The organism is Luteibacter sp. 1214 (assembly GCF_031455395.1).
GTDB classification, from domain to species: domain Bacteria; phylum Pseudomonadota; class Gammaproteobacteria; order Xanthomonadales; family Rhodanobacteraceae; genus Luteibacter; species Luteibacter mycovicinus.
In genome coordinates, this window is record NZ_JAVDSQ010000001.1 from 289124 (window position 1) to 304895 (window position 15772).

16 protein-coding genes are annotated in these 15772 nt (G+C 65.1%); 11 read left to right on the forward strand and 5 right to left on the reverse strand.

The features are described from left to right. Nucleotides 1-153: 153 nt before the first annotated feature. Complete coding sequence (locus J2X57_RS01300) at nt 154-897, reverse strand: SDR family oxidoreductase (protein ID WP_309862836.1); 744 nt, start codon at nt 895-897, stop codon at nt 154-156. A gap of 99 nt (nt 898-996) precedes the next feature. Between J2X57_RS01300 and J2X57_RS01305 the strand changes: the two genes are divergently transcribed. After that, nucleotides 997-1887, forward strand: a complete 891-nt coding sequence (locus tag J2X57_RS01305) for an AraC family transcriptional regulator (protein WP_309862839.1) — start codon at nt 997-999, stop codon at nt 1885-1887. 51 nt (nt 1888-1938) lie between these two features. Here the strand turns inward: J2X57_RS01305 and J2X57_RS01310 are convergent, their stop codons facing one another. After that, entirely contained in the window at nt 1939-2853 is a 915-nt protein-coding gene (locus J2X57_RS01310) for a LysR family transcriptional regulator (RefSeq protein ID WP_309862843.1), read from the reverse strand. A gap of 257 nt (nt 2854-3110) precedes the next feature. Between J2X57_RS01310 and J2X57_RS01315 the strand changes: the two genes are divergently transcribed. From J2X57_RS01315 to tadA, 5 genes are all read left to right on the forward strand, one after another. Then, nucleotides 3111-4274: an NADH:flavin oxidoreductase/NADH oxidase gene (locus tag J2X57_RS01315; protein ID WP_309862846.1), complete on the forward strand. Its 1164-nt coding sequence runs from the start codon at nt 3111-3113 to the stop codon at nt 4272-4274. 120 nt (nt 4275-4394) lie between these two features. Continuing rightward, nucleotides 4395-4859 (forward strand): nuclear transport factor 2 family protein, encoded by a 465-nt coding sequence (locus J2X57_RS01320; RefSeq protein ID WP_036117550.1) that lies wholly within the window; start codon nt 4395-4397, stop codon nt 4857-4859. Nucleotides 4860-4864: 5 nt separating this feature from the next. Beyond that, the gene (locus tag J2X57_RS01325; RefSeq protein ID WP_309862849.1) at nt 4865-5425 is read left to right on the forward strand and encodes a TetR/AcrR family transcriptional regulator; all 561 of its coding nucleotides are present in this window, start codon (nt 4865-4867) and stop codon (nt 5423-5425) included. Nucleotides 5426-5485: 60 nt separating this feature from the next. Next, nucleotides 5486-6040 carry a DNA-3-methyladenine glycosylase I gene (locus tag J2X57_RS01330; protein WP_309862853.1) on the forward strand — a complete coding sequence of 185 codons (555 nt, stop codon included), beginning with the start codon at nt 5486-5488 and terminating at the stop codon, nt 6038-6040. Nucleotides 6041-6084: 44 nt separating this feature from the next. Continuing rightward, nucleotides 6085-6600: a tRNA adenosine(34) deaminase TadA gene (tadA, locus tag J2X57_RS01335; RefSeq protein ID WP_036113041.1), complete on the forward strand. Its 516-nt coding sequence runs from the start codon at nt 6085-6087 to the stop codon at nt 6598-6600. On the opposite strand, the gene J2X57_RS01340 is transcribed toward tadA, so the two are convergent. Continuing rightward, nucleotides 6591-7448 (reverse strand): NAD-dependent protein deacetylase, encoded by an 858-nt coding sequence (locus J2X57_RS01340; protein WP_308845721.1) that lies wholly within the window; start codon nt 7446-7448, stop codon nt 6591-6593. The genes tadA and J2X57_RS01340 overlap by 10 nt on opposite strands. Beyond that, nucleotides 7417-8160 carry a hypothetical protein gene (locus tag J2X57_RS01345; RefSeq protein WP_309862862.1) on the reverse strand — a complete coding sequence of 248 codons (744 nt, stop codon included), beginning with the start codon at nt 8158-8160 and terminating at the stop codon, nt 7417-7419. Before J2X57_RS01345 ends, J2X57_RS01340 begins: the two co-directional genes overlap by 32 nt. A gap of 138 nt (nt 8161-8298) precedes the next feature. Here J2X57_RS01345 and J2X57_RS01350 point away from each other — a divergent pair, with 138 nt between their 5' ends. The 4 genes from J2X57_RS01350 to yjjX all read left to right on the forward strand — a co-directional run bounded on the left by J2X57_RS01350 (nt 8299) and on the right by yjjX (nt 13347). Continuing rightward, entirely contained in the window at nt 8299-8991 is a 693-nt protein-coding gene (locus tag J2X57_RS01350; protein ID WP_052191257.1) for a response regulator transcription factor, read from the forward strand. Nucleotides 8992-9095: 104 nt separating this feature from the next. After that, nucleotides 9096-10736 carry a phosphoglucomutase (alpha-D-glucose-1,6-bisphosphate-dependent) gene (gene pgm, locus J2X57_RS01355; RefSeq protein WP_309862866.1) on the forward strand — a complete coding sequence of 547 codons (1641 nt, stop codon included), beginning with the start codon at nt 9096-9098 and terminating at the stop codon, nt 10734-10736. Between the two features lie 78 nt (nt 10737-10814). After that, complete coding sequence (locus tag J2X57_RS01360) at nt 10815-12725, forward strand: methyl-accepting chemotaxis protein (protein WP_309862869.1); 1911 nt, start codon at nt 10815-10817, stop codon at nt 12723-12725. A 52-nt stretch (nt 12726-12777) separates the two neighbouring features. Next, nucleotides 12778-13347: an inosine/xanthosine triphosphatase gene (gene yjjX / locus J2X57_RS01365; RefSeq protein WP_043694090.1), complete on the forward strand. Its 570-nt coding sequence runs from the start codon at nt 12778-12780 to the stop codon at nt 13345-13347. Here yjjX and J2X57_RS01370 read toward each other — a convergent pair. Then, nucleotides 13344-14090 carry an SDR family oxidoreductase gene (locus tag J2X57_RS01370; RefSeq protein WP_309862873.1) on the reverse strand — a complete coding sequence of 249 codons (747 nt, stop codon included), beginning with the start codon at nt 14088-14090 and terminating at the stop codon, nt 13344-13346. The genes yjjX and J2X57_RS01370 overlap by 4 nt on opposite strands. Before the next feature lie 193 nt (nt 14091-14283). Between J2X57_RS01370 and zwf the strand changes: the two genes are divergently transcribed. Beyond that, nucleotides 14284-15771, forward strand: coding sequence for a glucose-6-phosphate dehydrogenase (gene zwf, locus J2X57_RS01375; RefSeq protein WP_309862877.1), 1488 nt, complete (start codon nt 14284-14286; stop codon nt 15769-15771). Nucleotide 15772: the final 1 nt, after the last annotated feature.

Here is a 15772-nt window from a genome sequence, read left to right on the forward strand (position 1 = left end):
ATGCCAGCAGCTGAGCCACGCTGAGTTGGTCGGCGTGCTGTTCCAGATGGGACACGCGCGACTGGCCTGATATCCGAATAAATACAATTTATCTTTAATTCAAATAAATGGCGAATATTCGTATATCAGATAACTGTGGTCGCGAACCTCGGATCAGTCAGTTGCAGCCAGCGCCACCGCATCATCGCCAGCAGGAATATGTGACGGACTTCCCGCATCGTTCGCCGCAAGCCATACCGCCTCGGCGACCTGCACCGACCGCGTGATGGGATGATTGCCTTGCCAGCTGGCGAATACGTTCTTCGCCAGTTCCGCGTACGGCTCGGGAAAACCCGCCGCCATGCGTGGCTGGGCGTTCTCGCCGAACCGCGTGTCAGGCGCGCGGCCCGGCAGCACAACACGAACACGTATGTTGAACTGCTCCAGTTCGAGCGCCAGCGAATCGGAGAAGGCATTCACCGCGGCCTTGCTCGCCGTATAGACGGACAGCAGATGCAGGGGGCGGAGCGTCACGGTCGAGGTCACATTGACGATCACGCCGTCCTTGCGCTCGCGCATCTGCGGAACGAAAGCCTGCGTCACGGCGATGGTGCCGAGCGTATTGGTCTCGAATACGTCGCGGGCAACGTCCATTGGCGTGCCCTCCAGCGCGTTGAGCATGCCGATCCCCGCATTGTTGACCAGAACGTCGATCGGGCCGGCGTCCGCCACGGCCCGGCGGATGCTGGCCGGATCGGTAACGTCGAGTGCGATCACCCGCAGGCGGTCGGAGCGGGGCAGGACGTCTTCGCGTGGCGTGCGCATGGTGGCGACGACATGCCAGTCGCGGTCGAGGAAGTAGCGGGCGATCTCGAGGCCGAAGCCGGACGAGCAGCCGGTGATCAGGACGGTTTTCATGGGATCTCCTGGGTGGGGTGTGCAGGAGAGTCACGATACGGCCCGGCATCCGGACTTGCTACAATCATTCGTCCCATTATCGTTTGCAGGAGTCCGGTCGTGGTCGATCCGCTCGCCGATGTCGTCAGCTTGCTACAGCCGAAGCCGACGTTTTCGAAGGCAGTCAGCGCGGCGGGGCCCTGGCGCGTTCGCCGGAAAGAAGCGGGGCAGCCGTTTTATTGCGTCATCCTCGATGGGTCCAGCCGGATGCAGACGAACGGAGAGGCGCCGATCACGCTCGAGGCAGGCGACTTCATCCTGATTCCCGAAGCCTTCGACTTCACCAGGTCGGGCCTGGTGGAAGTGCCGGACGACGCGCCGGATAGCTTGCCCGCGGCCATGCCCGATGGCCGGTTCCGTCTCGGAACCATCGACGCGCCGGCGGATGTGGAATACCTGATCGGTCACTGTGCGTTCGGCTCGCCGGACGCCGATCTGCTCGTCTCGCTGCTTCCCCGGATCGTGCTGGTGCGTGGCGAGCGTCGCCTCGCTACGCTGGTCGAACTCCTGCGCGATGAATCGCGCGCGCAACGGCCGGCGCGCGATGTCGTACTCGCTCATCTGCTGGAACTGCTTTTCATCGAGGCACTGCGATCGACCGGTACGGCGGCGTCGCCCGGGCTGGTACGGGGACTGACCGATGCACGCCTGGCCCTCGCGCTCCGGCAGATGCACGCAAGTCCGGAGAAGCCCTGGACCGTCGTGGAGCTTGCGAAGATCGCGGCGCTGTCTCGCTCGGTGTTTTTCGAGCGCTTCAGCCGCGCCGTGGGGGTGGCTCCCATGGAATACCTGCTGTCGTGGCGTATGGCTCTCGCCAGGCGGCTGCTGCGTGGGAAAGACATGGGCGTGGCTACCGTCGCCGGGCGTGTCGGCTATAGTTCGGCGAGCGCGTTCAGCGTCGCCTTCGCGCGTCATGTGGGCATGCCGCCGACGCAATTCAGAGACGCGTAGAAGCGCGTCGGGACGATATGCGATGCCCGGTGATGTATCTGCTGCGATCGCTCAGGCGTCCTGTTCGCCCATCGGAACCCGCTCGACCAGGAAATCCACGAAGGCCCGGATGCGCGACGCCAGGTGCGGATGTCCCACGAATACGGCGTGGGTCGCCTGACGCTCGCCGGTAGCGAACGCGTCGAGGATCGATATCAGCCGCCCTTCGGCGATGTCTCGCTCGACGTGGTAACTCGACAGGCGGGCGATACCCACGCCTTCCATCGCCATGCGCCGCATCGTCTCCCCGTTGTTCGCGCGAAAATTGCCGCCGATGGGCACCTGACGTACCTGTCCCGTAGCGGGATCCAGGAAGGGCCACGAGGTAAACGCCGGACCGAGGTTGAAGGCCAGGCAGTTATGTGAGGCCAGGTCATCCGGCGTGGTGGGTACGCCATGGCTTTTCAGATAGGCCGGCGAAGCGAAGACGACGAACCCGGCCTCGCCGATCTTGCGGGCCTTGAGGCCGGAGTCGGGCAGGGTGCCGACGCGGATGGCGACGTCGGCACGATCGTCCACCAGGTCCACGATGCTGTCGCTCAGCGACAGGTCCAGTTCGACGCGCGGGTACAGGGCGAGAAAGTCGGGCACCAGTGGCACCACCTTGCGCACGCCGAACGACACCGAGGCACTGACTCTGAGCCGCCCGGAGGGCGTCGACCGGGCGCCATGGGCGACCAGGCGCTCCGCCTCATCGATATCGGCCAGGACGCGCAAGGCGCGCGCGTGATAGACCTCGCCTTCAGGCGTGAGCTGCAGCGTGCGGGTGGTGCGTACGATCAGACGGGTGCCCAGACGCGCCTCGAGACGTGCGACCAGCTTGCTGATCGCCGACGGTGAGAGGCCCGCGGCGCGGGCGGCGCCGGCGAAACTGCCGGCCTGCACGACGCGCATGAACGCTTCCATTTCACCGGCGCGGTTATCCATGAAAAAACCTCTATTCGTGAATTCAAGGAACGGGTGTCGGTCCGCGGGACGCCTTGTCGCCCGGGCGACCAGCTTTCATATTACGTCCTGATCACGGCAGCTCACGATCATCCAAGCCATGTGGCCTGCCGATCGAACTATATTGATGAACTGAGCGACTGAATGTGCCGCGTGACTCTCATTCGCTCGCGTGCTTGCCGATTCCCCTGCTGATCACCATGTCGGGAGCCATCCCGACCCTTTTTCCGGAGCCACTCATGGCGCAGCCCGCGCTTTTCAAACCCTTCCGCGTACGTAATCTCGAACTGGCCAACCGGATCGTGATCGCTCCCATGTGCCAATACTCGGCCGACAACGATGGCCGCATGACCGACTGGCACCAGATTCACCTGGGGCAGCTGGCCTTGTCCGGTGCGGGTCTGCTGACCATCGAGGCGACGGCCGTCGAGCCGGAAGGTCGCATTACCTGGGGCGACGTCGGCCTGTACGACGACGCCACCGAGGCGGCCATGGGCAAGGTGCTGGAGAGTGTGCGCCACTGGTCCGATATGCCGATCGGTATCCAGCTCGGCCACGCCGGGCGTAAGGCGTCCACCGAGACACCCTGGGCCGGTGGTCATCAGCTGGCGCCGGATGACGTACACGGATGGCAGACGGTCGGTGCTTCGCCGATTCCCTTCCAAGCGGGCGATGTGGCTCCGACCGAGCTCGACAAGGCCGGCCTCGCGAGGGTGCGCGACGCGTTTGCCGCCGCCGCCGTGCGTGCGGCGCGCCTGGGCCTGGCGTTCGTGCAGTTGCACGGGGCCCATGGCTACCTGTTGCACCAGTTCCTTTCGCCGCTGTCCAACCAGCGTAGCGACGAATACGGCGGTTCGCTTGAGAACCGCATGCGTTTCCCGCTGGAAGTCTTCGACGCCGTGCGCGCCGCGTTCCCCGTCGATCGCCCCGTGACCATGCGTGTTTCCGCGACCGACTGGGTGGACGGCGGTTGGGACCTCGAGCAGACCATCGCCTTCGCCAAGGCGCTGGAGGCGCGTGGCTGCGATGCCATCCACGTTTCCACCGGCGGCCTCGACGAACACCAGAAGATCCCGGTCGGACCGAGCTATCAGGTGCCGTTCGCGCGCGGTGTGAAGGAAGCGGTCGACATGCCGGTCGTGGCTGTCGGTCTGATCACCAGCCCCGAGCAGGCGGAAGCCATCGTGGCCACGGGCGAGGCCGACCTGATCGCCCTGGCGCGCACGATTCTCTACGACCCGCGCTGGCCCTGGCATGCCGCCGCCGAACTGGGCGGCACGGTCCATCCGCCCAAGCAGTACTTGCGTTCGCAGCCGTCGCGGCATCGCCACCTGTTCGACGTCGAAGGGCTGGTCGAACCGCAGGCCGCGTGGCGGCGGGATGAGGGTGGCGCTTACCGCTGAGTTATCGCTGGCAAGCAGCGCCGGTCCGACGTGCCGCAGGGTCGACCCCTGCGGCATTTTCGTTCAAGCGAATCTCTGTACCAATCGGTACACTGCGACCTCCATCGACACAGGAATCCGATCGTGGCCGCTCCGTTCCCTCCCTTCACGCACGCTACCGCCGTTCAGAAGGTCCGCATGGCCGAAGACGGCTGGAACAGCCGCGACCCGGCGAAGGTCGCGCTGGCATACACCCGCGACAGCCAGTGGCGTAACCGCGCCGAGTTCGTCCATGGCCGCGAGGCGATCGTCGCCTTCCTCACCCGCAAATGGGAGAAGGAGCACGACTACCGTCTGATCAAGGAGCTCTGGGCCTTCGACGGCAACCGTATCGCCGTCCGTTTCGCCTATGAATGGCACGACGACAGCGGTCAGTGGTACCGCTCATACGGCAACGAGAACTGGGAATTCAGCGCGGAAGGCGAGATGGAGCGCCGTTACGCCTGCATCAACGATCTGCCTGTCGCCGAGTCCGATCGCAAGTTCCACTGGCCGCAGGGGCGTCGTCCGGACGATCATCCGGGACTCTCCGATCTGGGACTTTGAGCGCGATGGCTCGCGAGGTCTACGAGCGTGCGGAGATCATCCCGCTGCTGGCCGAGGCGTTTCGGGAACTCGGCTACAACGGGGCGACGATGAGCCGTATCACCGAGCGTACCGGGCTGGGCAAAGGAAGCCTCTATCACTTTTTTCCCGGTGGGAAGGAAGAGATGGCGGCGGCCGTTCTGGCGGATATCGATGCCTGGTTCGATGAACACATCTTCAAGCCGTTGCGCGGCGCCGAGCCCGGTGTGGCGATCGAAGGGATGTGGAAATCCGTGGATGCCTATTTCGATTCAGGACGACGCGTGTGTCTCGTCGGGGCATTCGCCCTGGATGAGACACGCGACCGCTTCGCGATGGCGGTGAAGAACTATTTTGTCCGTTGGATCGATGCTCTGAGCGAATGCCTCGGTCGGCTGGGACAGTCCCGGGTCATGGCGCGCGAGACGGCGGAAGATGCGGTCGCTGGCATTCAGGGGGCGATCGTTCTGTCGCGGTCGCTGGGCCAGCCCGGCATTTTCAGGCGTGCCGTGGCCCGGATGGCTTGTCGGACAAGTGCTGGACGCTAATATGTACGAACGATCACTTGCAAGTACGTCCTGATCTCCGGCACCGACGGATCGCCTCTCATGCCCACCATAGAACCCACACGCTGTGCCTGGGCCGGATCCGACCCGCTCTACACCGAGTACCACGACACGGAGTGGGGCGAGCCTCTGCACGATTCGCGAATGCTCTGGGAGCAGCTGATGCTGGAAGGTTTTCAGGCTGGGCTCTCGTGGATCACCATCCTGCGCAAACGCGAAAACTTCCGCAAAGCGTTCAAGGGGTTCGATCCGGTCAAGGTTGCCCGCTTCAGTGAGAAGGACATCGTGCGCCTGCTGGACGATGCCGGCATCATCCGCTCGCGCGCCAAGATCGAGGCGACCATCAACGGGGCGCGCATTTATGAAGACATGCACGCCCGCGGCGAAGACTTCGACAGCTACTGCTGGTCGTTCACCGACGGCAAGGTGATTCGTGGCGACGGCCGTACGGCGCCTACGCAGACGCCTTTGTCGGTCACCATCTCGAAAGACCTCAGGAAGCGCGGCTTCAAGTTCGTCGGTCCGACCATCACCTATGCCTGGATGCAGGCCGTGGGTATCGTCGACGACCACGCCCTCGGCTGCTTCCGTCGCTGACGAAACGACGTAGAATCCCCGGCCTGCCTGACGGAAGACCGCTCTTGTCCGCACCTCCGGTTTCCAGCGACGACCGCTTTACCGACGCCGATCGCGCGTGGATGGCCCGTGCGCTTCAGCTGGCGGAACACGCGCGCGATGCGGAGGGCGAGGTGCCCGTCGGTGCCGTGCTCGTGCAGGGTGGCGTCGCGATCGGCGAAGGCTGGAATCGCAACATCACCCTCAACGACCCCACCGCGCATGCGGAAATCCAGGCGCTGCGGGCCGGAGGCCAGGCTGTCGCCAACTACCGGTTTCCAGGCTCCACGCTGTATGTGACGCTCGAGCCTTGCACCATGTGCGCGATGGCCATGATCCACGCACGGGTCGGGCGCGTGGTGTTCGGCGCGACCGACCCCAAGACCGGCGCAGCCGGGAGCGTGTTCGACACGCTGGTTTCGCCGTTGCACAACCACCGGGTGAGGGTCGAGGGCGGCCTCGGGGCTGACGTGGCGAGCACGATGCTGCGCGAGTTCTTCCGCGCGAGGCGCCAGGCGCCACGGGTTGAAGGTCAGGCGTAGGGCGCGAGCGCGTCCGTGACCGACTGCTCGATTTTCACGTCGATCAGTGCGTCCGCGCGGGTGACGCCGAGGTTGACCGAGGCGATCGGCAGACCTTTGCGCGAGGCTTCGAGAACGAAGCGGTAGCCGGAGTAGACCATCAGCGACGAGCCGACCACCAGCATGGCGTCGGCCCGGGCCAGATGTGCCCAGGCCGTGTCGACACGGGCGCGGGGGACATTTTCACCGAAGAAGACGACATCGGGTTTCAGGATCCCGCCGCAGACCGTGCAGGTCGGGATGACGAATGCGCTGAAGTCCACCTCGTCGAGGTCGGCGTCGCCATCGGGCGCCACCGTGGCCTGCAGCGCGAGCCACGCGGGGTTCGCTTCCTCGAGCCTGGCCTGCATGGAGGCGCGCGTCGTGATATCGCCGCATTGCATGCAGCGCACGCGGTCGAGGCGTCCGTGGAGGTCGACCACATTGATGCTGCCGGCCGCTTCGTGAAGCCCGTCGACGTTCTGGGTCAGCAGGAGTTCGATGCGCCCCTCGTGCTCCATCCGTGCCAGTGCCCGATGCGCGAGGTTGGGGCTCACCGATGAGAAATGGCGCCAGCCGATCATGCCACGCGCCCAGTAGCGTGCCCGGGCCGGCGGACCGCTCATGAACATCTGCAGGGTCATCGGCGGGCTGCGTTTCCACGCGCCCTGACCATCGCGGTAGTCGGGAATACCGGAATCGGTACTGATGCCTGCGCCAGTCAGCACGAAGAGGCGCGGATGGGTGTCGATGAAGGTGTGCAGGGTACTCACAGTGCCGGGCACTATAGCCGATCGCTCAGCTGTGTTTGCGCAGCACCTGAAGCGCATGCGCGGCGTCTTCCCCGAAGCGCCGGATCGCCGCGTCGACGCTGGCATCCCGTTCTTCCGCCAGGCGGCGCTCCAGCGTGAGTCCCAGGCGCGCGAGGTCGGTGGCCTCGGCCATACCAAGCGCACCGGAGACCCGGTGCAGCCAGGCCTGCAGATCGGCGATGCCGGGCTGGGCGAGCAGGACGTCGAGTTCGGAAAGATCGCGGCTGAGTGAGCGATCCAGTGCCGAGATCACTTCGCGCAGCGCATGGGTGCCTCCGAGCGTGGTCCGCAGGGTCTCGATGTCGATGCGCGGAGGATGGCGTGGCAAGGTCAGCGTGACCTCGATGATGACCCGTGTACCCCGATCCGGCGCGCACTCCCTGTGCAGGACGCCATCGAGCGAGGCGATCAGCCGGGCGGCAGTGTCCAGGCCTAGACAGTCGTCGAGCGTCTCGCCGGGATCGGCCACCGTGATGTGGACCAGCTGGCCGTCCGGCACATCGCCGACGACATCGACCTGCAGCGCGACATGTGCATGGACGGTGACGGCGAAGGCGCGGTCGAGCAGCAGGCAGAGGACGTCACCGAGCGCTGCGTAAGGACCCACGAGATCGGGCGCCAGGGCGGGGTCCAGCTCGAGCTGAAGCGTGCCGCCGCGCTGCCGGGCGAGGCCCGTGTAGTAGTGGCTTACGCGCGTCAGCAGGTCGGGCAGGTCAGCGCTCGCACCCATGCGGACGCAGGCCCGGGCGATGCGTTCGCGCCATGCGTGAACTCGCGCGTGCAGGCGCATTCGTAGTGGCGATGCCGGCGGCGATGTGCTCAACTCTGCGCCCCGCCGCACGGACTGGCTACGGAGAAAGGATTACTCATGGTTCACCGCGTCATTCTTGCGGATGATCATCCCGTCGTTCTCAAGGGCATCAGCCTGGCCCTGACCAAGGACGGCCTTGCCGACGTGGTCGGCGAGGCGCAATCGCCCGATGAACTGCTGGCTGCGCTCGCCGCGCAGCCTTGCGATGCGCTGATTACCGATTTCAGCATGCCGGAGCCCGGACGGGACGGCCTCGCGTTGCTTACGGAAGTGCGGAAGCTCTATCCGGCATTGCCGATCATGGTGATCACCACGCTGGCCAATCCCGCGCTGTATCGCGAGATTCTCGGTACGGGCGTCCGCGGACTGATCGGGAAGTCGGGCGACACCCGGGAAATTCCCGAGGCATTGGCGCAGATCGTGTCCAACCATGTGTACCTGGGTGCCTCCGTTCGCGAGATGATCGTTACGCCGCAGGGCGAGCCGGTGGGCAAGGGCACCCTGGCGGACCTGTCGCCGAGGGAGCTGGAGATCCTGCGGTTGTTCGCCGCGGGTAACAGCGTGACCGACATTGCCCGCGCCACGGGCCGTGGTCTTTCGACCGTGAGCCAGCAGAAGACGAATGCCATGCGCAAGCTGCGGCTGGACACGGATGCTGAGATCTTCGAATACATCGACCGGCTGCGGTTACCGCCGGCCGATGAGAGCGATGGCAAACAAGATAGTCGCAGGCGACCGCGCCGGACATAGAAAAAATCTCAAAAGTGCACACCGGTTTGACAACGCCATTCAGGCGGCATGCCTACAATGCCCCGGTCCGGTGCCCTGACGGCACCGCCCAAGGAGAGCTATCGGTGAGTGCCAAGATCAGCCCGCTGGCGGGAAAGCCCGCTACGGAAACCACTCCGGTCGACGTCGCCGCCCTGCTTGCCGCGTATCACGACCTGCGACCCGATCCGTCGGTACCCGAGCAGCGCGTCGTCTTCGGTACGTCCGGCCACCGCGGCTCCTCGTTCGACCGTTCGTTCAACGCATGGCATGTGCAGGCCGTGGTCCAGGCGATCTGTGAGTATCGCCGTAAGGAAGGCGTGGACGGGCCTGTGTTCGTAGGCATCGATACACACGCGCTGTCCGCCCCGGCGTTCGAGAGCACGATCGAAGTGCTCGCCGCGAACGGCGTGCCGACTTACATCTCGGCCGGTGGGGAATACACCCCCACACCCGCGGTCTCGCACGCGATCCTGGTGTTCAACCATGGGCGCGAGAGCGGCCGTGCCGACGGCATCGTCATCACGCCGTCGCACAACCCGCCCGAAAGCGGCGGGATCAAGTACAACCCGCCGCACGGTGGGCCCGCCGATACCGATGCGACATCCTGGATCGCGGCCCGCGCCAACGCGCTGATCGAGGGCGGCCTGCGTGACGTGAAGCGGCAGCCGTACGCACAGGCGCTGAAGGCGTCGACGACGCAGGAATACGATTTCCTGGAACGCTACGTGGCCGATCTGGGCAATGCGCTCGATCTGGACATCATCCGGAACAAGGGCGTCCGGATGGGCGTGGACCCTCTGGGTGGCGCCGGCGTCCATTACTGGCGCGCCATCGGTGAGCGTTACAAGCTCGACCTGACCGTGGTCAGTGAGACCGTCGACAAGACCTTCTCCTTCATGTCGCTCGACTGGGATGGCCGTGTCCGCATGGATCCATCGTCCGCCTATGCGATGCAGCGGCTGATCGGCCTGAAAGATAAGTTCGACGTGGCCTTCGCCTGCGACACGGACCACGATCGCCACGGCGTGGTCGCGCCCAGCACGGGACTGCTGCCGGCCAATCACTACCTGGCGGCCGCCGCGTGGTATCTGTTCCAGAACCGTCCGGGCTGGCGCGCGGACGCGGCCGTCGGCAAGACGGCGGTGAGCACGGGTCTGCTCGACCGCATCGCCGCGCATCTGGGCCGCCCGCTGCGCGAAGTGCCGGTCGGGTTCAAGTACTTCGTGTCCGGACTCTACGACGGCAGTCTCGGCTTCGGCTGCGAGGAAAGCGCTGGCGCGTCGTTCCTGTCGAAGGACGGCGGGGCCTGGTCGACCGATAAGGACGGCATCGTCGCCGCGTTGCTTGCTGGCGAGATGACCGCGCGGCTGGGCAAGGATCCCGGTGAGATCTACCGGGGTATCACCGGCGAACTGGGTGATCCGGCCAATTCGCGCATCGACGCGCCGGCCTCCCACGCGCAGAAGGCGAAGCTGTCGAAGCTCGCTCCGGACCAGGTCGAATCCAGGACGCTCGCCGGCGATCCGATCGTCGAGGTGGTCAATCAGGCGGGCGGCCAGCCGATCGGCGGGATCAAGGTGATCTCCGCGGAGGCATGGTTCGCGGCCCGTCCGTCGGGCACCGAGGACATCTATAAGGTCTACGGCGAAAGTTTTCGCGGCAACGATCACCTCCAGCAGGTGCTGGCTGAGGCGCAGGCCATGGTAGACAAGGCTCTCAGCTGAAACTAAGGTGTTGACGAGGGCTAAAGTTAAGCCCTCGTCAAGCCGATAGGTAGGGGTCCCCTTACTAACGGCACTCGCGTGAATTTTCTCAAGTCGACCCAGGCCCGCTATACCGTAGCCGTGCTGGGCTCTTTTATCGTACTGGTGATCCTCACTCTGATCGTCGTCCGGCTGTTCGTCAGCCCCGACCTGCGGGCGACCGAGGCGCAACTCGTCGGCCGCAATGTCGACGAGATCGGCACCGTCATCACCAACAAGCTCAAGCAGGTCGAAGCGCAGCAGCGCAGCATCACGCAGACGGTGGCGCTCATGGACAGCGCGTCCATCGACCGTCTCCAGCCGGGTCTGGTCGACCAGTACGGCGATCCCGACGTGTTCGGTGGTGGCATCTGGCCGCTGCCGTTCAAGCGCGAGGCGAGCAAGGAGCGCGACAGTACCTTCTTCGCCCGGGATGCCAGCAACAAGCTCGTGGTCAACACGCACTGGAATCAGCCTGACGCGCTCAAGTACTGGGAGCAGAGCTGGTACAAGAATGGCCTCAGCGCTCCGCGTGGTCATTGTCTCTGGGCCGATGCCTATAAGGACGATGCCAGCGCACAGCCGCGCACCAATTGCGCCATGGCGATCTACAAGGGCGATGACGTGTTCGGCGTCTCCACCATCGACGTCACGCTGGGCTTCTTCAACCGCCTGGTCGCCGACATGGAGAAGAAGGTCCATGGTCAGATCCTGATCGTCGAGCCGAACGGCACGGTGGTCAGCAACAGCACCTACATCAAGGACGATATCGTCCTGAAGAAGATCCCCGATCTGGCCGCTGGCTCGGCGATGATCGCGCAGGTGAAGGACGCCCTGCCGAAGGTGGCCAAGGGCGGTCAGGTCGAGCTCGATTACGACGCGGATGGCGAGTCGCACACGCTGTTCCTGAAGCCGATCGCCGGCACTCCGTGGGTGCTGGCCACGAGTCTCCCGACCCGGCTGCTTACCGAGAACAGCGCTCGCATCCTGACCAAGCTCGCCGCGGTGCAGGTGCCTCTGGCACTTCTGCTCATCGTGGCGCTGGTGCTGGGCATCCGTGCGCTGATGAAGCAGCTCGCGACCCTCAAGGCCAACATCGACGACCTCAACTCCGGCGACGCCGATCTGACCCGTCGCCTGGCGAACGGCAGCGGCAGCGAATACAACGGCGTGGTCGAGAGCTTCAACGGCTTCATCGCCCGTCTGCAGGGCATGATGCGTCAGGTGCGCGACAGTTCGTCGGCCATCTCGTCGGCGGCCACGCAGATCGCGAGCGGCAACATGGATCTCTCGCAGCGTACCGAGGAGCAGGCCAGCTCGCTGGAAGAGACGGCTGCGTCCATGGAAGAACTGACGGCGACCGTGCGCCAGAACGCCGATAACGCCCGTCAGGCCAATACGCTGGCGCGTGAGGCAGCCAACGCGGCGCGCGATGGCGGCGGCACGGTGAACGAAGTGGTCGTGACGATGGACGCGATCAGCCAGTCGTCCGCACGCATCGCCGACATCGTGGGTGTGATCGACGGTATCGCCTTCCAGACCAACCTGCTGGCGCTCAACGCGGCGGTGGAAGCGGCCCGGGCGGGCGAGCAGGGTCGCGGGTTCGCGGTTGTGGCAAGCGAAGTCCGCAGTCTCGCGCAGAGTTCCGCCAAGGCGGCGAAGGACATCAAGGCGCTGATCGCCGAGTCGGTCGACGACGTCGAGCGCGGTTCGCAGCTGGTACGCGTCGCCGGCCAGCGCATCGGTGAACTCACCGGCAGCGTTGCCCACGTCGCTACCTTCATGGAGGAGATCATGGCGGCCAGCACCGAGCAGAGCCAGGGCATCGACCAGGTCAGCGGTGTGGTCACCCAGCTGGACGACATGACCCAGCAGAACGCGGCGCTGGTCGAGGAAGCGGCTGCCGCGGCCAAGGCGATGGAAGACCAGACGCGTACGCTCGAAGCGGTGGTCGGCGGGTTCAGGCTCTGAGATAAGGGGCGCTTGGTACCATGGGGGCTTTCATCGCCCCCATGGTCCCGTCATGTCGTCACCCCAAAGCACGCTCAAGGTCGTCGTCGGCTCCCTCAATCCCGTGAAGATCGGCGCGGTACGCAACGCTATCGCACCGCTTTTTCCGGGACGGCTGATCGAATGCGAAGGCATGCACGCACCGTCCGGCGTGCCGGAACAACCGATGACCGCCGCCGAGACTCGCGAAGGCGCGATCAACCGGATGGAATACTGCCGCGCACACGGCGGCGAGGCGGACTTTTACGTGGCGCTGGAGGGCGGCGTGGACGTCACCGCGGATGGTCCGGGCACCATGGGCTATGTCGCGATCGCCGGGGGCGATGACGTATCGGTCGGCTGCAGCGCCTGGCTGCCCCTGCCGCCGGCCGTTTACGAGGCGCTGGTCGATGGCGAGGAGCTCGGTCCCGTCATGGATCGCCTGTTCGGCACCGTCAACATCAAGCAGCAGGGTGGCGCCATCGGCCTGGTCACGAATGGTCACGTGACGCGCGAGAGCGCGTACACGCAGACCATCATGCTGGCGATGGCGCCGTTCCTGCATCCGGAACTCTACGGGCTGGTCGCGGCGGAAGACGCTTAGCGCATGCCACCCGAGCCGAGGATCAGTTCGCCGGTCACCCAGCGTGCGTCGTCCGAGGCGAGGAAGGTCACGATCGGCGCGATGTCTTCCGGCTTGCCGACGCGGCTGAGCGGGGTCTGGCTGGCAGCCCAGGTTTCGAAGTCGCCGCCGGCGATGCCCGCCGTGTGCGTGCCTTCGGTGATGACCATGCCCGGGTTGACCGAGTTGACGCGGATGCCGCGCGGGCCGAGCTCGCGCGAGAGCACGCCGGTAATCGCGTCGACCGCGCCCTTGGTGCCCGTGTAGACGCTGCTGTCGACCGGTGTGATACGCGTGACCGCGGATCCGATGTTGATCACGCTCGCGCCCTGGCCCAGGTGCTTCGACGCGGCCTGCGTCACCAGAATGGTGCCCAGTACGTTGATATCGAAGATGCGGCGATACAGTTCTTCGGTGGTGGCCTCGATCGATGCGAACTCGTAGACACCGGAGTTGTTGACGACGATGTCCAGACGGCCGAAGTGCTCGATGGCGGCGGCAACGAGCCCTTCCGCGTCGGCCTGCTTCGAGACGTCACCGCCTACCGCGACGGCCTTGCCACCGGCCGCCTCGATGGCTGCCACGACCGCGTCCGCGCCCGCCTTGCTCGAAGCGTAGTTGACGACGACCGACGCGCCTTCGGCCGCCAGCGACCTGGCGATGGCGGCGCCGATACCCTTGGATGCGCCGGTGACCAGCGCGACTTTGTCTTTCAGCTTGCTCATGGGAGTGGTTCCTTGAATGACCGCCGATCTGGCCGTCGAAGAGCTATCCATGGGGTCGCCAGCGCAGGGGTGTCATAGGCGCCGCGTCACAACACTTATGCGGCGTACGCAAGATTGTTTAGGTGCGCCGGGGTTGAATCCATGATGCAATGCCGCATTGATGAACGGCATACCCTTCTGGAACTCCCGAGCCATGAGCACTTCGACCGCACTCGAACCCGTCGACTCGTTCGACTACGTCATCTTCGGCGCCACCGGCGACCTGACCATGCGCAAGCTGTTGCCCGCGCTGTATCGCCGCTTCGCTGAAGGCCAGGTGCCGTCGGACTCACGCATCGTCGGTACCGCGCGCTCGCCGCTCGACGACACGTCGTACCGCGAACGGGCGCAGAAAGCCCTGAAGGAATTCATCCGCGCCGAGGAATACTCGGACGACACGGTGAACCGGTTCCTCGGGCTGGTTCACTATGTGAGCCTCAATGGCGCCGAGTCCAGCGGTAACTGGGACGGCCTCAAGTCGCTGCTGGACGACGGCGCGACGAATGACCGCATCCGCGTCTTCTATCTCGCCACCTCGCCCGACCTCTATGGCGATATCGCGAAGAACGTCGACGAAAAAGGTCTTCGCACCGAAACGTCGCGCATCGTGCTCGAGAAGCCGATCGGTACCGACCTGGATACCGCGCGCAAGGTCAACGAGGGCGTGGGTCGCCACTTCCCCGAAAACAGCATCTTCCGCATCGATCACTACCTCGGTAAGGAAGCGGTGCAGAACATCATCGCGCTGCGCTTCGCCAATCCCATGCTCGAGCGCATGTGGGACCACGAGTCGATCGAGTACGTGCAGATCACGGCGGCCGAGACGGTGGGTCTGGAAGGCCGGGGTGGTTACTACGACGGCTCCGGCGCGCTGCGCGACATGATCCAGAACCATCTCCTGCAGGTATTGACGGTCGTCGCGATGGAGCGTCCGTCATCGCTGGATGCCGACGCGCTGCGCGACGAGAAAGTGCGCGTGCTGAAATCGCTGAAACCGCTGGACCGGAACAACCTCAGCGCCCATGTGGCGCGCGGCCAGTACGTACAGGGCACCAACGACGGTAAGCCGGTGCCGGCCTATCGCGAGGAGCTGCCGGGCGAAACGCCCAGCAACACCGAAACCTTCGTCGCGCTTAAGGCCGAGATCGATACGCCGCGCTGGCATGGCGTGCCGTTTTACCTGCGATCGGGCAAGCGCATGCCGGAGAAGCTGACCGAGGTGGTGATCCAGTTCCGCGCGGCGGAGCCGGGCCTGTTCGGTGAGGCACGTCCGGGCAGCCGTCTGGTGATTCGTGTGCAGCCGAACGAGAGCGTGACCTTGCCGCTGTTCGTGAAGCAGCCGGGTAACCGGTTTGCGCTGGACGAGGTGGATGCGTTCTCGAAGTTGAACGAGCCCTCGCGCATCGTCTATCGCGATTCGTATGAAGGGCTGATGCTGGATGCGGTGAAGGGCAGTCCGGCCTTGTTCGTGCGTAAGGACGAAACCGAGGCCGCATGGCAGTGGGTGACGCCCATTCTCGAAGCCTGGCATGACGACCAGACGGGACCGGATGCCTACGAAGCGGGCACCTGGGGACCGGATTCGGCCCGGGCGCTGCTGCGTCAGGCGGGGCATGTCTGGGTAGAAGATATCGCGGCCTGAG